26 protein-coding genes are annotated in these 22223 nt (G+C 65.3%); 16 read left to right on the top strand and 10 right to left on the bottom strand.

Annotated elements, in window-relative coordinates:
- Positions 1–43: 43 nt before the first annotated feature.
- Positions 44–907, bottom strand: coding sequence for a hypothetical protein (locus FQU96_RS10150; RefSeq protein ID WP_146540787.1), 864 nt, complete (start codon positions 905–907; stop codon positions 44–46).
- Positions 908–1565: 658 nt separating this feature from the next.
- Between FQU96_RS10150 and FQU96_RS10155 the strand changes: the two genes are divergently transcribed.
- Positions 1566–1925, top strand: coding sequence for an ArsC family reductase (locus FQU96_RS10155; protein ID WP_146540788.1), 360 nt, complete (start codon positions 1566–1568; stop codon positions 1923–1925).
- On the opposite strand, the gene FQU96_RS10160 is transcribed toward FQU96_RS10155, so the two are convergent.
- A complete protein-coding gene (locus tag FQU96_RS10160) occupies positions 1922–2812 on the bottom strand; it encodes a LysR family transcriptional regulator (protein WP_146540789.1) in 891 nt (296 codons plus the stop codon). The genes FQU96_RS10155 and FQU96_RS10160 overlap by 4 nt on opposite strands.
- A 153-nt stretch (positions 2813–2965) precedes the next feature.
- On the opposite strand from FQU96_RS10160, the gene wrbA reads away from it, so the two are divergent.
- On the top strand, positions 2966–3565 hold the full coding sequence (gene wrbA / locus FQU96_RS10165; RefSeq protein ID WP_146540790.1) for an NAD(P)H:quinone oxidoreductase: 600 nt from the start codon (positions 2966–2968) through the stop codon (positions 3563–3565).
- A 101-nt stretch (positions 3566–3666) separates the two neighbouring features.
- On the top strand, positions 3667–4053 hold the full coding sequence (locus FQU96_RS10170) for a RidA family protein (RefSeq protein ID WP_146540791.1): 387 nt from the start codon (positions 3667–3669) through the stop codon (positions 4051–4053).
- Positions 4054–4057: 4 nt separating this feature from the next.
- On the opposite strand, the gene FQU96_RS10175 is transcribed toward FQU96_RS10170, so the two are convergent.
- Positions 4058–5293 carry a porin gene (locus FQU96_RS10175; RefSeq protein ID WP_146540792.1) on the bottom strand — a complete coding sequence of 412 codons (1236 nt, stop codon included), beginning with the start codon at positions 5291–5293 and terminating at the stop codon, positions 4058–4060.
- Positions 5294–5464: 171 nt separating this feature from the next.
- Here FQU96_RS10175 and FQU96_RS10180 point away from each other — a divergent pair, with 171 nt between their 5' ends.
- On the top strand, positions 5465–6760 hold the full coding sequence (locus tag FQU96_RS10180; RefSeq protein ID WP_255467946.1) for a dicarboxylate/amino acid:cation symporter: 1296 nt from the start codon (positions 5465–5467) through the stop codon (positions 6758–6760).
- Positions 6757–7923, top strand: coding sequence for a pyridoxal-phosphate dependent enzyme (locus FQU96_RS10185; protein ID WP_370461361.1), 1167 nt, complete (start codon positions 6757–6759; stop codon positions 7921–7923). Before FQU96_RS10180 ends, FQU96_RS10185 begins: the two co-directional genes overlap by 4 nt.
- Before the next feature lie 51 nt (positions 7924–7974).
- Here the strand turns inward: FQU96_RS10185 and FQU96_RS10190 are convergent, their stop codons facing one another.
- Positions 7975–8778 (bottom strand): alpha/beta fold hydrolase, encoded by an 804-nt coding sequence (locus FQU96_RS10190; protein WP_146540793.1) that lies wholly within the window; start codon positions 8776–8778, stop codon positions 7975–7977.
- 88 nt (positions 8779–8866) lie between these two features.
- Here FQU96_RS10190 and FQU96_RS10195 point away from each other — a divergent pair, with 88 nt between their 5' ends.
- Positions 8867–10210 carry a PLP-dependent aminotransferase family protein gene (locus FQU96_RS10195; RefSeq protein WP_146540794.1) on the top strand — a complete coding sequence of 448 codons (1344 nt, stop codon included), beginning with the start codon at positions 8867–8869 and terminating at the stop codon, positions 10208–10210.
- A gap of 6 nt (positions 10211–10216) precedes the next feature.
- On the opposite strand, the gene FQU96_RS10200 is transcribed toward FQU96_RS10195, so the two are convergent.
- Both FQU96_RS10200 and FQU96_RS10205 read right to left on the bottom strand, forming a co-directional pair.
- The gene (locus FQU96_RS10200; protein WP_146540795.1) at positions 10217–10966 is read right to left on the bottom strand and encodes an MBL fold metallo-hydrolase; all 750 of its coding nucleotides are present in this window, start codon (positions 10964–10966) and stop codon (positions 10217–10219) included.
- 8 nt (positions 10967–10974) lie between these two features.
- Positions 10975–11709: an MBL fold metallo-hydrolase gene (locus tag FQU96_RS10205; protein WP_146540796.1), complete on the bottom strand. Its 735-nt coding sequence runs from the start codon at positions 11707–11709 to the stop codon at positions 10975–10977.
- 75 nt (positions 11710–11784) lie between these two features.
- Between FQU96_RS10205 and FQU96_RS10210 the strand changes: the two genes are divergently transcribed.
- The 9 genes from FQU96_RS10210 (at position 11785) to FQU96_RS10250 (ending at position 18058) form a co-directional block, all read left to right on the top strand.
- Entirely contained in the window at positions 11785–12807 is a 1023-nt protein-coding gene (locus FQU96_RS10210) for a phosphonate dehydrogenase (RefSeq protein WP_146540797.1), read from the top strand.
- Complete coding sequence (locus FQU96_RS10215; protein ID WP_178130427.1) at positions 12804–13703, top strand: LysR family transcriptional regulator; 900 nt, start codon at positions 12804–12806, stop codon at positions 13701–13703. The genes FQU96_RS10210 and FQU96_RS10215 overlap by 4 nt, the downstream gene beginning before the upstream one ends.
- Positions 13704–13940: 237 nt before the next feature.
- Positions 13941–14183, top strand: coding sequence for a hypothetical protein (locus FQU96_RS10220; protein ID WP_146540799.1), 243 nt, complete (start codon positions 13941–13943; stop codon positions 14181–14183).
- A 316-nt stretch (positions 14184–14499) separates the two neighbouring features.
- A complete protein-coding gene (locus FQU96_RS10225) occupies positions 14500–14739 on the top strand; it encodes a bacteriocin (protein WP_255467947.1) in 240 nt (79 codons plus the stop codon).
- A gap of 362 nt (positions 14740–15101) precedes the next feature.
- Positions 15102–15335, top strand: a complete 234-nt coding sequence (locus FQU96_RS10230; RefSeq protein ID WP_146540800.1) for a hypothetical protein — start codon at positions 15102–15104, stop codon at positions 15333–15335.
- Between the two features lie 9 nt (positions 15336–15344).
- Complete coding sequence (locus FQU96_RS10235; protein WP_146540801.1) at positions 15345–15581, top strand: hypothetical protein; 237 nt, start codon at positions 15345–15347, stop codon at positions 15579–15581.
- A 112-nt stretch (positions 15582–15693) separates the two neighbouring features.
- The gene (locus FQU96_RS10240; RefSeq protein WP_178130428.1) at positions 15694–16584 is read left to right on the top strand and encodes a S1C family serine protease; all 891 of its coding nucleotides are present in this window, start codon (positions 15694–15696) and stop codon (positions 16582–16584) included.
- A gap of 77 nt (positions 16585–16661) precedes the next feature.
- Complete coding sequence (locus FQU96_RS10245; RefSeq protein ID WP_146540803.1) at positions 16662–17435, top strand: sulfite exporter TauE/SafE family protein; 774 nt, start codon at positions 16662–16664, stop codon at positions 17433–17435.
- Entirely contained in the window at positions 17432–18058 is a 627-nt protein-coding gene (locus FQU96_RS10250) for a TIGR02466 family protein (RefSeq protein ID WP_146540804.1), read from the top strand. Before FQU96_RS10245 ends, FQU96_RS10250 begins: the two co-directional genes overlap by 4 nt.
- A 31-nt stretch (positions 18059–18089) precedes the next feature.
- Here the strand turns inward: FQU96_RS10250 and FQU96_RS10255 are convergent, their stop codons facing one another.
- Positions 18090–19112, bottom strand: coding sequence for a LysR family transcriptional regulator (locus FQU96_RS10255; RefSeq protein ID WP_146540805.1), 1023 nt, complete (start codon positions 19110–19112; stop codon positions 18090–18092).
- A gap of 141 nt (positions 19113–19253) precedes the next feature.
- Between FQU96_RS10255 and FQU96_RS10260 the strand changes: the two genes are divergently transcribed.
- Complete coding sequence (locus tag FQU96_RS10260) at positions 19254–19637, top strand: nuclear transport factor 2 family protein (RefSeq protein WP_146540806.1); 384 nt, start codon at positions 19254–19256, stop codon at positions 19635–19637.
- A gap of 106 nt (positions 19638–19743) precedes the next feature.
- On the opposite strand, the gene FQU96_RS10265 is transcribed toward FQU96_RS10260, so the two are convergent.
- Genes FQU96_RS10265 through FQU96_RS10275 form a run of 3 tightly spaced genes read right to left on the bottom strand, consistent with a single transcriptional unit; the run spans position 19744 to position 22081 of the window.
- Complete coding sequence (locus tag FQU96_RS10265; protein WP_146540807.1) at positions 19744–21159, bottom strand: amidase; 1416 nt, start codon at positions 21157–21159, stop codon at positions 19744–19746.
- A 35-nt stretch (positions 21160–21194) separates the two neighbouring features.
- Positions 21195–21635, bottom strand: a complete 441-nt coding sequence (locus tag FQU96_RS10270; protein ID WP_178130429.1) for a VOC family protein — start codon at positions 21633–21635, stop codon at positions 21195–21197.
- 35 nt (positions 21636–21670) lie between these two features.
- Complete coding sequence (locus tag FQU96_RS10275) at positions 21671–22081, bottom strand: RidA family protein (protein WP_146540809.1); 411 nt, start codon at positions 22079–22081, stop codon at positions 21671–21673.
- Positions 22082–22223 lie beyond the last annotated feature (142 nt).

The raw sequence follows: 22223 nt of genomic DNA on the forward strand, positions 1-22223 counted from the left end.
AGCTTGCTTCAATCCGGTTTGTCTTAAGCCATGCGTCTTAGACCTAGACTCGCTCCCTGATGAGACTGGGGGATTCGGCGTTCCCCTTTTTCAATCCTCGAAATACTCTGATGCGACCAGCCGAACTCCAATTAGATCCAGCTCTCGCCTGCTCTTGCACCTTTGCTCGTGGTTCCCCGCGATTGGATTCATAGACCTCCTGTGTGACGACCGAGAGACGAAGACCGACCAGTGGCTCGCGCCCCGTCGGACCCGTCAGAGAAATCGATCGTCCGCTTCTTGATTGCACCGACGCGCCGAGAAAGAGCGCATCAGCGAGCAGCGCGAACGCCTGCGCACGTTCACCGGTCAGCGAAAATTCGACACTGACAATCGGCGCCGCGCGGCCGCGCGTGCCGGCGAAGTCGCCCGTCACGCTGGCGGGCAGATGGCGGATACCGTTCTTGCTGACGGAAACCGTGGTGACGATCTCAAGTCCCGTCGGGCGTCGTGGCCAGCGCACTTCAAGGCCCTCGATCGCCATGGGATAATCGGGACCGCAGATCCATTCACCCGCCGGGATGACCACATCGCCGCGCCGCGAGACGTGCGCCAGGATTTCGATGTCGTCCACGGCAATGGCTTGTCGCGTGGGAACAGGCGGCGCCGCCGTTGCTTCGCCTCTGCCGAAGCCGGCGTGTGCCAGGCGCGATACCGGTTCCAGCTGCAACTCCGCGTCGACGCTGCCACCTTCGTATGCCGGCATGACTTCGAAGATGATCGTGGTGTCGCGCAGCGCGCGAATGACCAAGCCATCGCCGGGCGCACGCAGTTCATGCGACGACGCGTCGGGCCAAGCGATCAGCTCGACCTCGGCGGCATTCTGTGGCGCAACCCGAACCGCGGGAGCGGCATTGCGCCGCGTCATCGGACCGTTCGCTGCATTTGAAGCAACGTAACGCAAGATGAAGAGCCCGCGAGTTAACCGGTGGGTGCGCGTTCTTCCGTGTCTGCTTAGGTTTCGATCAGGCACGTTACATCCCCCAGCTACGCGGGCATACTTGTTGGGTGAGGAATTGGAGTCAACAGAAAGTTGTTTGATTTCAAGGCGCATACACGATTTACGTAAAGAGGGATGTAATCAAAACGGAACACATCGCGTTGCAGAAAATTATTTAAACTACAGCTAAAGATTTTCTGTAGTCGAAGACGCGAATATTTGGCGAGGTGATGAGGGATTGCACACAAGTGCCCGCGCATTGATCGCACGGTGGAGACTCCTTGAGCATGTTTGACGGCGATAGCGAAGAAGGAATTTGTGCAAAGTGAACCTACTTCAGCCTCGTGCAGCGGAGAGAGAGAGCATCGAGATCGCACAACATGAGTGTAGCAATGCGTTCGCATCGACGAAGCACACAGCGATGACGCGGCGCTCAGATTGAAACGATCCATGCGATGACGTTAGCGTTCCAGGGAAAGTAATGCTGCTTGATTCGCGCACTGTTCGAACGACAACGAAGCCTTGCTATTCGCAGCAAATCGCGACAAGTCCATCAGGGATGGGCGATGCGAAAAGAGGTGTGTGAATGAGCAAGGCCGTGACGATCTTCGGAATCAAGAATTGCGACACGATGAAGAAAGCACGCACATGGCTCGATAGCCATGAGGTTGCATACGCGTTTCACGACTACAAAGTCGTCGGCATCGAGCGTGATGTGCTCGAAGAGTGGGCGCGCGTGGTCGGCTGGGAGACCTTGCTCAATCGTGCGGGGACGACGTTTCGAGCGCTGCCGGCCAGTGACAAGGACGGGATCACGCAGGACAAGGCGATCGCACTGATGATCGCGCAGCCGTCGATGATCAAGAGACCAGTACTCGACGTCGACGGCAAGCTGATCGTCGGATTCAAGCCGGAACAGTATAAGGACGTGTTCGGCGCCGCCTAATCGGCCAGGCGCTCGATCAGCCACTGCGCCGCCGGCCCTGGCGGTCGATCGATGCGATGGATGGCCTCGAGCGGGTAGGGGCCGCCCTGCCACTCGCACAGGGCCAGGTGGACGAGCCGACCAGCCGCGAGATCAGCGCGAACCATGGGCTCGGGCATGTTGCCCCAGCCCAGCCCGGCCAGCAGCAGCGCGTGTTTCGCTCCGAGATCCGCCAGGCGCCAGGTCCGCACGCTCAGCACGGCGAAATCCTGACCCGCCGTGAGCGGCGAACGGTCGGTCAGCACAAGTTGCAGTTCGTTGCGCACCAGCGCCGCCATCTGCGGGCCTTTGATGCCGGCGAGCCTGTGTGTGGGTGCTGCAACGGGAATCAACTCGATACTCGAAATCCGCCGGCGCTCCAGGCCGTCGATCGTGCGGTGGAGCGGACCGCTGATCCCGACATTCGCCGTGCCGTCGAGGACGAGCTGAGCGACATAGCCCAGTGCCTCGACGTGGAGGCGCAAGGCCACGGTCGGGAATGCGGCCTGGAAGGCTTGCAGTGCCGCCACCAGGCGCTCGGTCGACAGCATAACGTCGACCGCCAGGACGACCTCTGCCTCCAGGCCGGCCAGCAGTCCACGCGCTTTGGCCTGCAGGCCGCCCAGTCCCAGCGATACTGTGCGTGCGTCCGCAAGGATGGCACGGCCGGCTTCGGTGAGCTGTGGCCTTTTTGTGCTCTCGCGATCGAAGAGCGCCAACCCGAGCTGAGCCTCGAGATTGCCGACGGCATAGCTCACCGCCGACGTGGCGCGTCCCAACTGCCGCGCGGCCGCGGCGAAGCTGCCGGTCTCGACGACCGTGAGAAACACCTGGATCTGGTCCAGCGTCGGTGTACCGGGCGCTTGCATGTCCATTTCCGTGAAGGCCGGTGGCCGATGCCCCCTGGCCGGCCACAACATGACGAATATTTAGAACGTTTCGGCCAAACTTATTCGGCTTTTTCCCAACGGATTTCCATCCCAGATAGGCGCCGTCACCCGCCGGACCCAAGGAGAGCTGCGGTGCCCAAGGTTCTTGTTCTTTATTATTCAAGCTACGGCCACATCGAAACGATGGCCCAGGCCGTCGCTGATGGCGCCCGGTCAGCCGGTGCGACGGTCGATATCAAACGTGTGCCGGAGACAGCGCCGGAAGCCGTCGCCAAGGCCGCGCACTTCAAGCTCGACCAGGCCGCGCCGGTCGCGACCATCGAGGATCTCGCAGGCTACGACGCGGTCATCATCGGCACCGGCACCCGCTTTGGCCGTATGTCATCGCAAATGGCGAGCTTCCTGGATCAGGCGGGCGGGCTTTGGCAGCGCGGTGCCTTGAACGGCAAGGTCGGTGCCGCATTCACGTCGACGGCGACCCAGCATGGCGGCCAGGAAACGACGCTTTTCTCCATCATCACCAACCTGCTGCATTTCGGTATGGTCGTCGTCGGTCTGCCCTACAGCTTCGCGGGCCAGATGAAGCTCGACGCAGTCACCGGCGGTGCGCCGTACGGCGCCACCACGATTTCCGGCGGCGACGGCTCGCGCCAGCCCAGCGAGAACGAACTGGCGGGTGCCCGCTTCCAGGGTGAGCTGGTCGCGCGAACCGCCCAGAAGCTGTCCGGCTGATCATCGTCGCGCCTCCCGAGCGCCGCTGGGCCCCGTCGCTGCGCTCGGGATGACGTGCGTCGTGGTACATAGCCTGTACCATCGGCACACAGGAGAGGCGCATGATCGGCACACGGATCTATTCAGGATCGCCCTACGAGGAGCGGGCGGGCTATGCCCGCGCCGCCGTGGTCGACGGCTGGGTCTATGTCTCCGGGACGACGGGCTTCGATCCCGTGACCAAGGAATTTCCCGCCGGCGCGGAAGAGCAGTGCGAGAACTGCTTCCGCAACATTGCGCGGGCGCTCACGGAGGCAGGTGCGACCCTCGACGACTTGGTGAAGGTCTACATCATCGTGGCCAGCCAGGAGGAATTCGGGCGGATCATGCCGATCATCCGCAAGCACTGCTACGGCGCACGCCCGGCCAACACGACCATACTGGCGCAGCTGGTCGAGCCGCATATGCGGGTCGAAGTCGAAGCGGTCGCCCGGCTTCGCACGGCGTGAAGGATCAGAACGTGAGGGCTGTACCGAGGATGATCGCCCAGGCGTCGGCTTTCTCGCTCTTCGACTGGCCGGATCCCATGACGTAGTTGAGGCCGGCCACGAGTCGGATGCCCGGCGATAGCGCGCAGGTGGTGCCCAGCTCGAAGACGTTGACCTTGTCCTTGCCCGGCGCGTTTTGTGCCGTGGGCACGGTCGCGTTGCCATCGTTGTTGCGGCCGCCCCACCAGCCGGCCGACATTTGCCAGCGGCCGGCATCGTACATCATGGCGGCTGTGTACCATCGCGTGGCATTGTTGCGGCGCAGGCCGTTGTTGTCGCGGCCCAGCCCGCCACCCAAGGTGAAGCCGCTATAATTGATCTGGGCGCCGGCTGCCCAGCTCTTCCAGCGCCCGCCCGTATTGTCGGCCACGCCGGTCGGTCCCGTCGCGCCGCGATCGAACCCGGCGGTCATGTAGCCACCCGACACGCGCACAGACACATCGCCGAACTTGTTGGCATAGTTGCCCGAGATGTCGAGCCCATTGTGCCAGGCGTTGTTGTTGCGCGGACAGTTGTTGAAGTTGGCCCCGCCGGGGCGGAACGGGCAGGTCGCCGTGCTGGCCTGTGCCGCGAACGATGGCGTGTAGGACAGGCCCAGCTGCAGGCCGGCGACCCGCGGCGTCAGGTAGGTGAGCTTGTTGGCATCGCCCGAATTGGCCGCCAGCGATGCGCTCATGCCGGTATTGGTGCCGCTGCGTCCGGCATTATTGGCGGCGTTGTAGCCGGCCCCCTTGTTGGCGAACGAGGGATCCTGGAAGCCCCAACCGGGCATCACCGACGGTGACGCGGTTTGCGTCTTGTATGACGCGGCATCGGTGGCACCGAATTCGATGCGCCCCCAGTTGCCAAACGCAAACAGATACTCCTCGTCGATCTGGTCCAACGTACCGCCGGGCACGTTGGCCGAAATGCCGGTATTGTTCGACCAGCCTTCGAGTTCGATGCGGATGCCGACCGTGGTGCCGTTGTCGAGCTTGGTCGAGCCGGTGAACCAGATCTCGCCTTCGTAGCGGAAGGTCTCTGGCCGGTACCGTGTGCTGGTCGTGCCGACGATGTCGCTGCCGATCCTGCCCAACGTGATGTAGCTGTTCCAGAAGCCACGCAGTTCGAGCTTGATCGGATCGGCGGCGAGAGTGGGGACCGCAGCCAAGTTTGCTGCAACGAGCGCCGTGCTGGCGGCAAGACCTGTCCGCAGTGACATGACGCAACTCCGTCCGTGATTGACCAGGCGCTCGCCTGAGGTTTGGCGTCAGGACTCCCTCCAGACGATGAAGAAGCGGCATAGTTTGGGTCGGAAAAAGCATTGGCCGCAAGGCTGTCCTGTGGGGCAGCATCCGGAAAAGGCCATGGCGGCCAAGGAGTTCAACGCAAGATGTCCGATAGCAATCCATCCGCGGCGTCGCATCGCGACGCCGCTCGACGTCGCGCACTGTCGTTGCCGGTCCAGATGCTGCTGGGGCTCAGTGCCGGCGTGGCGCTGGGTGCGCTCTGGCCGTCGGTCGGCGGCGCGCTGCAGCCGATCGGCACCGCCTTCATCGAGGCGATCAAGATGGTCGTGATCCCGCTGATATTCTCGGCGGTCACACTGGGCATCTACAAGATGGGGCAGGACATCCGTCAGCTCGGACGGGTATCGCTCGTGGCTTTCGGCTGGTTCTTCTTCGCCAGCTTCCTCGCCATCCTGATCGGAGTGGTGCTGGATCGCATCTTCCAGCCCGGCGTTGGCGCCGGATTGACGCCGACCGGCAAGCTGCCGCCGAATCTGATGCTGTCAGTCGACTGGGCGAAATACTTCGTCGACCTGATTCCATCCAACGTGGTTGCCGCCATGGCCGGCCAGAAAGTGCTGCCGACCATCGTGTTCTCCGTTCTCTTCGGCCTGGCGCTGGCCAGCATGGGCGAACGGTCGCGGCCGATCGTGAACACTCTGGAGGCGCTGTTGGGGGCGATGTTCACCCTGACCAAGTGGATCGTCGGCCTGGCGCCGTTGGCGGTCTTCGCCATCATGGCCTGGATCTTTGCGACCCAGGGGGCCCAGACGCTCTTCGCCCTCGCACGGCTGATCGGCGTGCTTTATCTCGGCCTCTTCATCCTGGTGTGCATCTTCTGGGCGGTGTTGTTGGCCATCGGCGAAAATCCGCTGACGGTAACCCGCAAGGTCCTGGAGCCGGTGCTGCTGGGTTTCACGACGCGTTCGTCCGAAGTTTCCCTGCCCGTGCACATGGAGAAGCTCGAGGCGATGGGGGTGCCCAATCGCACCGTGTCGATCGTGCTGCCGCTGGGCTACAGCTTCAATCTGGATGGCGCTGCCATGTACATGGCACTCGCAGTGACGTTCCTGGCCGAGGCCTATGGGATCACACTCAGTTGGTCGTCGCTGGCCACGATCCTGCTGACGACATGGATCGCGAGCAAGGGCCTGGCTAACGTGCCCTCGGGCAGCCTGGTGGCGCTGGCGACCGTGCTGACGGCGATCGGGTTGCCGGTCGAGGCGATCGCCATCATCGCCGGCGTCGACGCCTTCATGGACATGGGCCGCACCGCGATCAACGTCTACGGCAACACGGTTGCCGTGTTGCTGGTGCAGAAATTCGGTGGTGTCGTCGATGACAGGGCACCTGATGATGGCAGCACCGGAATGATCGCCCAGGGACAAGCCGCACAATGAGCACGCCAACGACGTTGCCGCCGCCGACATACATCGATCCTGTCACCGGGCGCCTGTACGCGCTCGATGAGCCACGGTGGCGTGCGGATACAGGCGGACCGCTGATGATCACGCCGCTGCCGGGCTGCACGCGCGACATGATTGCCAGCGACCAGCGATCGCTCTGGCGCTATGCCGCGGCCTTTCCCCTGACGGTCGAGGATCCCGTGACGATGGGCGAGGGATGCACGCCCCTGGTCGCGCGGCGCTGGCACGGCGCCAGCGCTCTCTTCAAGCTGGAGTGGTTTGCCCCGACCGGCAGCTTCAAGGACCGCGGTGCGTCCGTCATGGTTTCGGTGCTGCGCCAGCAAGGCGTGCGGCACCTCCTGGAGGACAGTTCGGGCAACGGCGGCGCCGCGATTGCCGCTTACGCCGCGGCAGCCGGGATCAAGGCCAGGATTCTGGTGCCCTCTTATACGCAGCCGGCGAAGACGGTGCAGATGCGCGCTTACGGCGCCGACGTCGAACTGGTGCCCGGCACGCGACAGGACACGGCCGACGAGGCCGAGCGCCAGGCAGCCAGCATCTTCTATGCCAGCCACAACTGGCAGGCGTTCTTCCTGCAGGGCACGAAAACGCTGGCTTATGAACTGTGGGAGGATCTTGGCTTCGCGGCACCGGATAACGTCATCATCCCGACCGGCGCCGGCAGCAATGTCCTGGGCTGCGATATCGGTTTCGACGAACTGCTGCGCAGCGGCGAAATCAAGCGGCGGCCGCGCCTGTTCGCGGTCCAGCCGGCGAATTGTGCGCCGATCCACGCCAGTTTCACGGCGGGCGCCGATGATCTGGTACCGGTCCAGACGCATCCGACCATTGCCGAGGGCACGGCGATCGCCAAGCCGATCAGAACCGGCGCCGTGCTGGCCGCGCTCCGTCGATCGGCCGGCGGCACCGTCGCCGTCACGGAGGACGAGATCAGCGCCGCCGTCATGGCGCTGGCGGCTCTGGGGCTCTATGTCGAGCCGACATCCGCCGCCGCCGCGGCCGGCTTGGCACGACTGCTCGACCAGAGCGTGATCAAACCCGATGAGAAGACGGTGGTGGTTCTCACCGGGGCCGGCCTCAAGGCCACGCAACGGCTCGGCGAGCTGATGGGTCTGTTTCCACCAACGGCAAGCTGACACCGCACGCACACAGGGAGTGTCGGCAGGCCGCAGCCCGATCAGGACGTGTCAGCCAACGACGCGATCCAGGAATTGCGCCAGCGCGTCGTTGAACGCCGCCTCGGCCTCCAGGTTCGGCATGTGGCCGATACCCTCCATCCACACCAGCGTCGAGTGCCGTATCAGTGCATGCATGCCGTCGGCATCGGCGCGTGTGGTGAAGGCGTCCTCGTTGCCCACCACGACAAGGCCGGGCACTGACAGCGCCGCCAGCGTGTCCTCGTAGGGCGGCCGTTCGGCGCGACCACGCAAGGCTGCCGCCGAACCCTTCGGCGGCGCCTGGCGCATCATGCGCATGACGTGGGCGGCAACCGCGGGCTGTTCGGCGATAGTACGCGCCGCCACCATCTTGGGCAGCAACTCCTCGGCATAAACCGCCATGCCTTCCTTCAGGAGCCGGTCGGCCGTGGCGTTGCGGACCTGCTTGCCTTCGTCGGTCTCGGCCCGCGGGAAGGTCGCGGCGAGCACGACGCCGCGAACGCGATCCGGGAACAGGCGGCAGAATTCCATCACGATCTGGCCGCCCATGGACAGGCCGCCGATCGCTACGCGCGCGATCCCGAGATGGTCGAGCAGGGCGGCAAGGTCCCGCGCGAACACATCCAGTGTCGTCTTGCCGGGGACGACGGTCGTTTCACCATAGCCGCGCAGATCGGGGACGATCACCCGCCAGCCGTGCCGGCTCATGGCCTCGCATTGCGGTTGCCACATCGAGCGGTCGAATGGATGCCCATGGACCAGGAGCAGCGTGTTGTCGCCGGTGCCGGTGTCGTCGTAGCCGATCGTGATTCCGTTCAACGTGACCGTACTCATGTCATCGCCTCTCGCTGCATCGGACGCGGCGGACATTGCTTTCACATGATGATCGGTGCAATAAATACATTGCACTCGGAGCAATATAATGAACGACACCTACCAGGCCATTGCCGACCGGCTGGCCGCTGACATCGCGCAGGGCCGGTTGCGGCCCGGCGAACGCCTTCCGCCGCAACGCGACTTCGCGCACCGGCACGGCATCGCCAATTCAACCGCCAGTCGCGTCTATGCCGAACTCCGGCGACGCGGCCTGGTGATCGGCGAAGTCGGGCGCGGCACCTTCGTGCGTGCGGCCTCGGCGCCGCCGCGCCGGGCGCTCGACGAGCCGGCCGTCGAGCGCGTCGACCTGGAACTCAATTTTCCAGCCGTGCCGGACCAGGCGGCGTTGCTGGCGCGCAGCCTAAGCGGCTTGGTGCGCCGGACAACCGATCTCGCGGCGAGCCTGCAGCCCATCGGGGTGCGCGGAACGGCGGCGGCGCGTCACGTGAGCGCGACGTTCCTCGCGCGCGGCGGCTGGTCGCCCGATCCGGCCGACGTTCTGTTCGCCGGCAATGGGAAACAGGCCATCACAGCGTCACTGGCGGCGCTCGTGCCGACCGGTGAGCGGCTGGGGGTCGAGGCGCTCACCTATCCGCTGGTGAAGGGCGTGGCGGCGCGCCTGGGCATGGATCTGGTGCCGCTGGCCATGGACGACGACGGCGTGCGGCCCGATGCCTTGGCCCGCGCGCAGCGGACGACACCGATGCGCGCGGTCTACCTGCAGCCGACATTGCACAATCCGCTGGGCACGACCATGCCACGCCGCCGCCGGGAAGCGCTGGCGACGTTGCTGCGGCAGCTCGATCTCGCCGTCGTCGAGGACGCGATCTACGACTTCCTCGCCGAGGGGCTGCCGCCGCTCGCCGCCCTGGCACCCGAGCGCGTGGTGCTGATCGACAGTTTGACCAAGCGGTTGTCGCCAGGCCTGACGGCGGGGTTCGTCGTCGCGCCGCCGGCGCTGTCGGAGCGTATCGCCCTGTCGCTGCGTACCGGGGCTTGGCTGGTGTCAGGCTTCGCGCTTGAGGCCGGCATGCGCTGGATGACCGACGGCACGGCGCTCACGATCATGGACGCCAAGCGCCGCGATGCCGCCGCACGCCAGGCGATCGCGCGCGAGCGGTTGTCGGGCCTGGCGGTGCGCGCCGATCCGCGAGCCTATCATTGCTGGGTGACGCTGCCCGAGGCTTGGCGGGCGGAAGCGTTCGTGGCCGCCGCGGCGCGACGTGGGATTGCCGTGACCCCGGCCGCCGCCTTCGCCGCCCGACCGGGGCATGCACCCAACGCCTGTCGGTTGGCGCTGGCATCCCCGGATATCGCCGCGCTCGGCGCCGCGCTCACCACGCTGGCTGGCCTGACCCGCAGCGATCCATTGGCATGGGACACGGAGTGATCGCGCTCAGAACGCGACAGTGAGGCCATCCTCCGCCACGGGCAGGTCGATCGTATCCCGCTGCCGCAGCATCTCGGCGCCGAGGTGGGTGAGGATGATGCGCTTGGGTTGGATCGCCGGCAGCTTTTCGCGGATCGTCGACAGGCCGAGATGGTGCGGGAAGGCCTGGTCCGGCGTGTAGGCTTCGCAGATGAACAGGTCGGCATCGCGGCCGACCTCGATCAGGCTGTCGAGCCAGCCGGTATCGCCGGTATAGGCGATGACGTGGCCGTCGACATCCAGCCGCAGGGACAGCGATGGCGCGCCGCTGCCGTGCTTGGCCGGAAAAGGTGTCGCGCGCACGCCGTCCACGTCGATCGTGATGCCAGGTTGCAGGGCGACGAAGCGCAGGTCGAAATCGCGTGGCACGGCCCAGCCGCCGGGGAAGAACGCCTCGAGCGCCACCCGCAGGCGATCCTCGGTGCCGACAGGGCCGGCGATCGTCAACGCCCGGCGGCGATGGCGGAACAACGTCGCTTCGCGCAGCAGGAAGACCAGGCCGCCGAAATGATCGCCGTGCAGGTGGGTGAGAAAAACCGTCGCGATGGCGTCCGGATCGACGCCGAAGCGCTTCATCGCGATCAGGCTGCTGGCACCGCAGTCGATCAGGACCGGCGGCGCCGGATCGCGGCGGACCCAGAAGCAGGTATTGTAGCGACCACCATTGCCGAACGCGTCGCCGCAACCCAGGAACCGCACTGCCGGCGTCGTTTCCATCGCCTGTCTCACACCGAGATCACCACACCGTCGTCGGCGATCTCGAAGCCGGTGGCGGCGGCGCGGGCCAGCATGTCGGGGCTCATGTGGGTGAGCACGACGCGCTTGGCGCCGAGGTCGGGCAGGTGTCGCGCCAGGGTCGCGAAGTCGAGATGGAACTTGATCGGCTTGTCGAAGAAGTAGGTTTCCGCAATGAAGAGATCGACGCCATGTGCCGCCTCGCGCAGGCCGTCGACCCATTCGGTATCGCCGGAATAGCACAGCGTCTTGTCGTCGACGCCCAGGCGCAGCGCGAAGGGCGGGGCGCCGCAGGCATGCTTCACCACGAAGGGCGTAACAGCGATACCGGCGACGTCGTGCGTGCGCCGCGGCTCCAGTTCGTGCACGTCAAGCACGAAGCGCTGCTGCACCTTGGTCGATCCCGGAAAGAAGTTCTCCATCGCCGTTGCCAGCCGGTCGCGCAGTCCGGGCGGACCGGCGATCACCAGCGGTGCGGTGCGGCGGCTGAAGAGCTGCGCATCGAGGATGAAGAAGGGCAGGCCGCCGAAATGATCGCCGTGCAGATGCGTGATCAGGATGGCGCGAATGGCGTTGGGATCGACGCCGAACTTGCGGATCGCGATCATCGACGAGGCGCCGCAATCCACCAGGAAGGCGCCGACGCTGTCGCGGACATGGAAGCAGGTGTTGAAGCGTCCGCCGCTGCCGAACGCATCGCCCGTTCCCAGGAACTGAATATCCATCGACCCCTCGTTTGACGGCAGCAGGCCGACCGTATAAATTACGAATTATAAAGTCAACGACAGTTAGATTGTATAATGAAAACTGACAAACCCACAGTCATCATCTCCAGTCGCGTTCATCAAGCGGTGATCGACGTCTTGGCGCCGACCTGCCGCGTGGTCGCCAACCAGACCGATGCAGCGCTGTCGCCCGATGAACTGCAGCGTCGCTGCCAGGATGCCGACGCCCTGATCGCGTTCATGCCCGAGCGCATCGATGCGGCCTTTCTCGATCAATGTCCGCGGCTGCGCATCGTTGCCTGCGCGTTGAAGGGCTATGACAACTTCGACGTGGCGGCCTGCAGCCGGCGCGGCGTCTGGCTGACGATCGTCCCTGACCTGCTGACGGCGCCGACCGCCGAACTCACCATCGGCCTGATGATCGCGCTGGCGCGCAACGTCCTGCCCGGCGACCGGCTGGTGCGTGGCGGCGGCTTCGGCGGCTGGCGCCCGATTCTCTATGGCCGCGGCATCGACGGCAGCACGGTCGGCCTGCTGGGCGCCGGGGCTGTCGGCAAGGCCGTGGCGCGCCGCCTCGCCGGCTTCCGCGCTCGCCTGCTGTACGCCGACGCCATGCCGCTGACACCGGACCAGGAGGATGAATTGCGCCTGCAGCGCGTGTCGCCGGATGAACTGCTGCGGCAGAGCGACTTCGTCGTGTTGTGCCTGCCATTGACCGATCGCACGCGACGCCTTGTCGATCGCGGCTTGCTGGCGCGCGTGAAGCCTGGTGCGTTCCTGATCAATACGGCGCGCGGGTCTCTGGTCGACGAGGATGCCGTCGCCGACGCCTTGGCCAGCGGTTCACTTGGTGGCTACGCGGCCGATGTCTTCGCCATGGAGGACTGGGCGCTGGCGGATCGTCCGAAGGACATCGCCGAGCGCCTGCGCGGCGCGACCGAACGCACGGTATTCACGCCGCATCTCGGGTCGGCCGTCGACGAGATCAGGCGCGACATCGCCCTGCAGGCCGCAGCCAGCGTGCTCGAATGCCTGAAGGGCGACAAGCCCTCCGGTGCCGTGAATCGTCCGTCCGATCCCGGGAGTGCATCGTCGTGATCGACCTCGACCAGGTGCGGACTTTCGTCGCGGTGATCGACACCGGCAGTTTCCGCGATGCCGCGGTGCACTTGGGCATCGCCCAACCCACGGCATCGCAGCACATCAAGAAGCTCGAAACCGCGTTGGGCCACGTGCTGATCGAGCGTACGCGGGTACAAGCCGAGACGACATCGCCGGGCGCGCGCTTCCTGCCGTTTGCCCGCGCTTTGCTGCGCGTCGCCGAGCGGGCGCGCGCGGCGGTGGATCGCGACGGTCTCGTCATCGGCGCCAGCAGCAACATCGGCGTCTATCTCCTGCAGCCTCTGGTGCGCACATTCCAGTCGGCACAGCCAGCGATCGGACCGCTCGACGTGCGCATCGGTTCCAATCTCGACACCGTGAAGCGGCTGCAGGATGCCGACGTCGATATCGGCCTGATGGAGTGGTGGGACGATCAGCCCGGTTTCGATGCTGCCGTGTGGCATCGCGAGGATCTCGTCGTGATCGTCGGGCCCGATCATCCCTGGTCGCGCCGCGCGTCGATCGACAAGGCATCGCTGCTGGCGCAACCGATGATCGGCGGCGAGCCGGGTACTGGCACCGCGCGCCTGCTGCAACGCGCCTTCGGCGTCGATGCGCATGCGTTGAAGGTGGGCTTGCAGCTAGGCAGCACGGAAGCCGTCAAGCGCGCGGTGCGCGCCGGGTTGGGCGTGTCGATCACCCTGCGCAGCGCCGTGCGCGATGAGGTCGATTCCGGTCACTTACACACGCTACGCGTGCGTGACGTCAGCCTGTCCAAACCCCTGTTTTCGGTGGTGCCGGACAGTCTGCCGGCCGGCAGCCCGGCGCGCCTGTTTGGCGCCCATCTGGCCCAGGCGACCGGCGGGCGGGCGGGGCGGTTCCTTCAACCTTGACGAGTCCGTGGTCCTGGCCGCGCAATAAAAGAATCAGAAAAATAATATTGAATCCAAGACTCTCCCGGTCTATCTTCGAGTCATAAACGAACGATTCCGGTTACCCCCTCAACCCCCCGGGGTCGTTCAGAACAAAGCGTATTGGTGGGCCATTCCCCAGTTTGCGGCCCGCGTCCCCCTCAGTTATTCGGCGGTGCGTATCTTGCCGCCTCTTTGTTTATTTTGGAGAAAAGACCGATGGCAAAGCGGGTGCTGATCCTGCTCTTGCCGGCTGCGATGACGCTTGCCGGTTGTGGTGACACCTGGGGTGAGCGGGCCGCCACCGGCGGTGCGATCGGCCTTGGTGCCGGCGTTGTCGCAGGCGCCCTGATCGGCGGTTTGCCGATCTGGGGTGGTGCTCTGATCGGAACGGCGGCTGGCGCCGCCATCGGTGCCGTGACGACTCCCGACAGCGGGACAACATCTTCGGGCACCCGTTAGCCGAGCCTCTTTAGTGGCGTAGAGTGGTGGATCGCGGCCGCGCCCTCGGGCGCGGCCGCCGGCGTTTCGGGCGGCGAGGGCGGCCCGCCGCCCGGACGCCGAATCGCGAGCCCATCGGAGCCGTGGAACCAGTGGCTTTTGCGGCCGTTATGCATTGATCACGATCTGGTGGTGATGACCGTGATCACCCACAGGTTTGCGTTTAACGTCTTGAGTTGGTGAGAAAAGTCGCGCCACATTGATGCCATCCTGCTCGGCGAGTTTGTTTGCTGGTGGGAGCAATGGGTTAGAGTCCCGCTGGAACAAGGAGGATCCCGTGTCGAACATTTCGAAGCCCGCAAGGATTGGGGCGCTGCTGGTACCGATCGTGCTGCTGGTTTCGGCATGCGGTGATACGTGGGGCCAGCGCGCGGTGACGGGCGGCGCCATCGGTGCCGGTACGGGCGCGGTTGTCGGTGCGGCAACCGGCGGTCTGTCGGTGCTGGGCGGCGCGCTGATCGGTGGCGCCATCGGCGCCGGTGTCGGCGCCGCGACGACGCCTGGCACGCGCTATTAAGGCCACGCGCTACCAAGCTCGATTTTTCCACTAACATTTATCGACGCCCGCCCAGGGCTTGCCCGGGCGGGCGTTGTCGTTTGCGAAATCAAGATCTAGGGCTCGGCGCCGCTTCGGCGGCGCAACGACTTGAGTGATTCGGTGGATTATGATGTTCCTGTTATGTTCTTTACATGGAACACACCCCGCGCATCGCGGCGAGTCCGCGCCGGTCTGACCCAGCCCCTCATGCCTCGACACGCGATAGCCTCGGCAGGCGACCGCAAAGCGCGCGCGATGGCGCTGCGCAGAACCGTGCCTACATGGAGATGGCAGGGCCATCGTCGGCATCCGGCGGCCGGCCAATATCCGTGGGGGGTGCCATGCGCGATGCACCGAAAACCCTGGGCGATCTCTCCGACGCCGATCTCGGCCTGGCCCTGGAGTGTCCCGGCTGCGGGCGCAAGACCGGCATGTTCCGCGATATGCTGATCGCCAGGCACGGCCGGCACGCGACATTGCAGGCTGTGGCCGCTGCCGCCGTCTGCAAGCGATGCCGGCGCCACGGTGCCAAGCTGCATGTCGTTCGCCCGCGTTACTGGCGGCCAGCGGCCTGACGGCACGCCATGACCGAAGAAGCCACGACGCTGCGCGCGCTCGAACGCGACGGCCTGTCGCTGCAGATCGTATGCCGGACATGCCGGCGATGGGCGGTCAAGGGACCGCAATGGTACGACGTGTGGATCAAGGAGTATGGGCAGGGCGCCGACGACATCCCGCTGCGACGGCTGGTCCCGAGTTTGAAATGTACCTGCGGCGCCAAGAACGCGCGCGTGACGATCGTCGAGCGGGTCGTCCGGTAGTGCGCTTGGCGCTCGTCACGGATCGCGCTTCGCGATCGGCTCCCCTATGCTACGCGTCATGAAACGATTGTGGTCTGTGCTGTTTGCGTCCGGGCTTGTCGCCGCTGTTGCCGTGCCGGCCGAGGCGCAGCAGTCCTATCCGGCGGTGTTCATCAGCCAATGGCAGAACGCCTGCCTGGGCGCCTGCGGGACTAACCCGGCATACAAAGGACGCGAGGCTGGTTGTCCGACATACTGCGCCTGTGTCGTGCACGATGCGCAGGCGTCCTTGCCGTTTGATGTCGTCCTGCAGGCGAACCGCGATGTGCAGAGTGGCGACGCCAGATCGGAATCGGTGCAGAAGCTCGACCACGTGCTGCGGCGTTGCCAGGTTCGCGTCATGAATGTCGGCCTCGGACCCCTGGCGCCGACGGACCGCAGCGGCCAGGTCGCGGGCATTCCGTTTCGTCGCGGCGGGATAGGGCGGGAACTGTCCACCGACGTGGTCTATGCGCGCGCCGCGCCTGCGGTCTACGTCGTGCGGTCGGATAACGGGCGCCTGGGGTCCGCCGTTGCGGTGAGTGCCAGGGCGCTGTTGACCAATTGCCACATCATGGCCGGCGGGACGGCAATCACCCTGGAACGGGCCGGCGTGCGGCGCGGTGCAAGTTTGGTTTCGGCCGATGAGGTCGCCGACCGATGCATCCTGCGCAGCGAGGCGCCCCTGCCGGCCTGGGCCGGCGTCAGGCCGTACGCCGACCTGAAGGTGGGCGAACACGTCTATGCGATCGGCTCGCCGGCGGGGCTCGAACTCAGCATTGCCGACGGCATCGTGACGGCAAAGCCTGTCATTGCCGATCAGCGTGTCATCCAGACCTCGGTGCCGCTGATGGTGGGATCGTCGGGTGGCGGACTGTTCGACGCCGCGGCGAATTTGATCGGGATCACGACGTTTCAGCTGAAGGGCGCGCAGAACGTGACCTTCGCGATCCCGGCCGAGGATTACGCAAAGGCGGCACCCTAGACTCTGGACTACTGCCGCGCGCCCACGATGACGTTTTTGTTTCCGCCGGTGCAGCTTGATCGGCTACATGTGACGCGATGTGGGAGGCGGCGTTCAGCGATATCTGGCGGCCCGAGCTCGCGGTCGTCGGTATCACCGCGCTCGCCGCCGGCTTCGTGCGCGGCATGGCCGGCTTCGGCGCCGCCCTGATCCTGACGCCGGTCTTTTCGGCCTTCTATAGTCCGGCAGTGGCGGTGCCGACCCTGGGCGTCGTCGATTTCCTGATCGGGCTGCCGCTCACCATCCAGGCCTGGCGGCGCTGCAACTGGCGCGAGGTGCTGCCGCTGGCGCTGGCCTCCGTCGTGATGCTGCCGTTGGGAACGTGGGTGCTGGCCAATGCACCCGCGGTGGTCCTGCGCATCGTGATGTCGCTCTTCGTGCTGCTGGCGGTGGCCGTGCTGGCCATGGGCTGGCGCTACAACGGCAAGCCGAGCCTGCCCACGACCCTGGCGGTGGGCGGTGCCTCGGGCATCATGAGCGGAGCGATCGGGATCGGCGGGCCGCCGGTCGTGGTGTTCTGGCTGGCCGGGCAGGCCAACGCTGCCCTGGCGCGGGCCAACACGATTGCTTTTTTCGGCATCGGTTCGATCGGCACGCAGTCCATGTACTGGCTCAACGGCCTTCTGACGCCGACCGTCTTCGTGCTGGCGGCCGTGCTGATCCCGGTCTACGGCATTGCGCTTTACGCCGGTGCGAAAGCCTTCAGCCTGGTGTCGGAGGGCACGTTCCGGCGCATTGCCTTTACTCTGGTCGCCGCCGTGGCGATCGTGACACTGGTGGCAGCCATCGTCTCTCTGCTGGCTTCGCGATGACCGTCCGCTCCCTGTTTCCGACCCTGATCTATCGCGCCCCGTTGGGCGGGCGCGATCCGCGCCACTTCACCCAGCGCCTGCTCGATGAGGCCGAGGCACTGCGGCTGCACGACGAGGCGGGGCAGGCGTGGTCGGACACCCACTATGTCGGCGGCTATACGTCGTACGCCACCCACGCCCGGCTGCACCGCACATCCTCGACGTTCGCCGAACTGCAGCGGCGCCTGATGCCGCACGCGCGCGCTTTCGCGGCGCGCCTGCGCTACGACCTGCGGCGTCGCACGATCGACATGACCGACTGCTGGGTGAATTTCATGCCGGCCCAGGTGGCACATGGCATGCACCTGCACCCGCTGTCGTTCCTCAGCGGCACGTACTATGCGCGCACGCCGCGCGGTTCGGCCGGCTTGAAGTTCGAGGACCCGCGGCTCTCCAAGCTGATGGCGGCGCCGCCGCGTCGGGCTGACGCGCCGCCAGCGCTGCGCCCGTTCGTCACCATGCCGGTACGCGCCGGCACGGTGATCCTGTTCGAGAGCTGGCTACGCCACGAAGTACCGGCTACCCGTGCCGCCGGCGAACGCGTCTCGATCAGCTTCAACTTCGCCTGGTCGGACAAACGCTAGGACCCGCGCTCCCAGGATCCCAAGGAAAGCGCTAAGCGGGCCTGCTGGTTGGTTGCGCGCCGTTGCGCTTACCCGTCGCCGGCCCTCCCTTGCGCACAGGGCTACCGCGGGCGGCAGTGTTGCGCGTCGACGCTGCTCCGATCGCCGTGCTGAGCGAGGCCACGATGAAGTCGATGAATGCTCTGACCTTCGCGGGCACGTGGTTGCGGGAGGCATAGTAGACGTAGAGCGGGAATCGTTCGTCCGGCCAATCGGGGAACAGGTCGATCAGAGCGCCGCTATTGAGATAGTGATCGAGTTCGAGGTCGATGATCTGCGCGATTCCGAACCCGGCCAGGCATACGCCCAGCTTGGTTCCCGAATCGGTGACCGTCAGCCGCCCGTTGACCGCGACCGAAACGCGTTCGCTGTCGCGCCAGAACTCCCACTCGAACGGGCGTCCCGTCGACGGATCGATCGCCAGGATGCATTGGTGGGCGTCACGCGCGAGGTCTTGTGGCTCGCTCGGTCGGCCGTGACGATCGATGTAGGCCGGCGCGGCAACCGTGAGAATGCGGGCCTCGAGCAGGCGGCGGGCGATGAGGGCCGATGGCATCGGCTCTCCAAAACGGATCGCGAGGTCGAAGCCGTCACTGACCAGGTCCGCGATCCGGTCCCGGGTCTCCAGCCGCAGCTCGATACCCGGGTTACGTTGGAGGAAGGCGCTCAGTTTCGGGGAGAGCGTCATGCGGGAGAACAGCGGATCGACATTGACCCGCAACCGGCCGCGGACGGCCTGTTGCGATGTCGCGGTCTGTTCCACCGCCTCGCTGATGCCCGCCAGGTGCTGGGCGGCCCGTTCGCACAGCGCGCGTCCCTCGTCGGTGAGGTCGACGGCACGGCTCGTGCGGTGGACCAGCCTCGCCCCGAGGCGCGCCTCGAGCTTCGCGATCGCCTTGCTGACGCCCGATTGCGTCATGCCCAGCCGTTCGCCGGCGCGGCCGAAGTTGCGCGCGTCGGCGACGGCGGCAAGGACTACCAGGCCGCTGACCAGCCCGCTGTCGATATCGTCCATGATGGATGCCTCTTCGTCATCCAAGAGATGACAGCCCAGCGGTAGCACTCCGCCGCCGCGCAGGCCACTGTCGCCGCCGCCAGGAACGCGGATTCAGTCCGCGAATCCAGCGTCTGTCGCACCTTGGCAACGGAGATTTGAATGGACCAGATTCCCACCATCGCGTCGGCGATCACCGCGTACTTCGACCTGATGTATGACGCGGATGATACCCGGTTCCCCGCGGTCTTCCATGACGCCTGCCTGATCCACGGCGTACGGGACGGCAAATTCGTGGCGTGGTCGGCGGCCGAATTCCGGGACGTGATCCGCAACCGGCCATCGCCCGCGTCGATGAAATCACGCCGTGAGCAGGGCATCCTCAGTATCGAACAGACCGCGCCCGAACTGGCGGCCGCCAAGGTGAGCATGACGATCGGCCAGACCCGCTACGTCGATCACCTCGTCTTCCACCGCTTCGACGGCAAATGGCGCATTACGTCGAAAGCATATCATATCACGCAGGTCACCTCGCCGCAGGCATGACCCTGCAGCGGGATGACGCACGGTCGCCTGTGCAGACGCCGGGGCGCGCGACGCTGTCGTGCGCCTCCGTTTCCGCGACGGATGACACGCCGCCCACCTCGAGCGATCACAGCGACGGGCGCGACGTCTGCAAGCCGAGACTGGCTTCGAGGGACAGGGCTGCGCGCAGGATGGTCCGTTCGCCGAACCGCGGGCCGACGATCTGCAGGCCGACGGGAAGGCCAGCTTGGGTGAAGCCGCAGGGCACCGAAATGGCGGGCTGGTGTGTCAGGTTGAAGGGAAACGTAAAAGGCGTCCAGGCGAGCAGATCCCCCGACGCTGCGAACGGTGCGGGCGCCGAAAGTTCGACCGCAAACGCGGGTGTGGCGACGGTCGGCGTGATGAGAATGTCGAACGCCTGGTGGAAGCGCGCCATCTGGGCTGCCAGGGTGCGCCGCGCGTCCCGAGCGGTAAAATAGGCACGCAGGTCAATGCGCGTGCCCTCGTGGGCCGCATCGCGCAATGCTTGGCCGAGCTGCGCCCGCTCGTGCGGGCGCAGTTTGCTCAACGCGTAGGGAAGTCCGGCCCGGTACAACGTCATGAAGATGTCGGCCGGATCCTTGAAACCGGGATCGCATACCTCGACCGTCGCTCCGAGACTCTCGAACCGGCGGACCGCGCCCATCACGAGGGCGAGCACTCCCGGATCGACGTTCGATGCGTAGCCCAGGTCTTGGCTGAAGGCGATGCGCATCCCGTGCACGCCCGCGTCGATGTCTTGCGTGAACGTGGTCCCGACGGTCGGGAAGGCCTCGACATCCCTGACGTCGAAGGCGTTGCTGGCGTCCAGCACGAGCGCCGCGTCGCCGACCGATCGCGTGATCACGCCCGGACATGCGACCGCTTCCAGCGGGCTCGCGGGATAGGTGGGGATAAGGCCACCCGTGGGTTTCAGTCCGACCACACCGCAAAGGCTCGCGGGAATTCGCGCGGATCCACCGGCATCGGTGGCAAGGCCGAAGTAGCCCAGGCCCGCGGCGACGCTGGCGGCGGCACCGCCGCTGGAACCGCCGGCGTGCATGCGGATATCCCAGGGATTGCGCGTGATGCCGGTGAGCGGGCTCACGGTGAGGGGCGAGAAGCCGAACTCAGGCATTGTCGTGATGCCGAGCAGTACCGCGCCGCTTGCCATGACGCGATCGACGATCGGGGCACTCTCGACGGCTGGCGCCGTGGATGTGGCGCGCGAGCCGCGACGGAAGGCGAACCCTTTGACCATCAAGAGATCCTTGACGGAAAACGGCACACCATCGAGCGGTCCCTGCGGCCTCCCGGCCGCCCAGCGCGCTTCGGACCGCTCAGCAGCGCGCAACGCAACAGCCGGGCTTGCCTCACGATAGGCATTGATCTTCGGATCAAGATTGCCGATGCGTTCCAGCATCATCCGGGCGACCTCGACGGGAGATCGCCGTCCGGTGCGAAAATCCGAGACGAGTTGCGTCAGCGGCAGGAACGCAACGTCATCGGACGTGGGGCTACCCATTTCTGTTCCTGGAGTGCGGCGAGGGATGGCCGATACTAGATGCCGTAATTTTCCTTCCCCCGACTTTGCATGGCGATGATGTCGGATGCCCGCGTCTCGGTCGCTGGAAAATTGAGTTCCACGGAGATCCCGTTAGGATCCTTCATGAAGAACTGCGTATTGCCGATGCCGGGAAGAACCACCACATTAAACGCTATCTTTGCCCGCTCGAGCCGCGTGCGGATGTCCTCGGCGCCGGTGCAGGCGAAGCTGACATGATTGAACAGTCCGGTCGTTGCTGTCTTGCGCGCGGCGTTGGGCGTGACTTCGACGATGTGCACCGTCGGCTGACCGTTCTCGCAGTACAGCCACACGCCGGGAAACGGCAACGGCGGCCTTTCGCCGTCGCGCAACCCAAGCAGGTCGCAGTAGAACGCTTTGGTTGCCGCGATATCCGCGGTGTCGATCGTGTAGTGATCGATATGATGCAATCCCATGGCCGATCTCTCTCTTGTGAAACAGGGTGTCGGAATCATGCGTCAGTTCTGAGGCCGACGACCGCTTCGATCTCCACCAGCATGTCCGGATGGGCCAGCGCCTTGACGCCGACCAACGTACTGGCCGGCCGCGAATCACCGAAGAATACCTGACGCACGGGGTTGATCTTGGTCCGATCATCCACGTCGAGGAGGAAGACGGTCACTTTCACCACATCGGCATAGGTGGCGCCGATCGCATCAAGGATCTTCTTCAGCGATTCGAATATGTGGCGCGTCTGGCCGACGACATCGTCCTTGCCAACGATTTTCGCATTCTCGTCCAGGCCCGTCAGTCCCGAGACGAACACCAGGTCCCCGAATCTCACGGCATCCGTGTAGTGACTGAGGGCAGGCAACAGCCCGTCTACATGGATCTCTTGTCGTTTCCCATTCAACTGACTCATGTCCATAACCCGGACTCCTGATTGTTGCGGGCTGTGCCGGTGCGGCAGCCGGAAATTTGATCAGCAATCCGTCAATCGTCAATAACGAATATAAATCGTTAATAAGATTGATTTCCATCTCTATGGAACAGGTATTATCGAC

The sequence above is a fragment of the Reyranella sp. CPCC 100927 genome, from assembly GCF_007859315.1.
Lineage (GTDB): Bacteria > Pseudomonadota > Alphaproteobacteria > Reyranellales > Reyranellaceae > Vineibacter.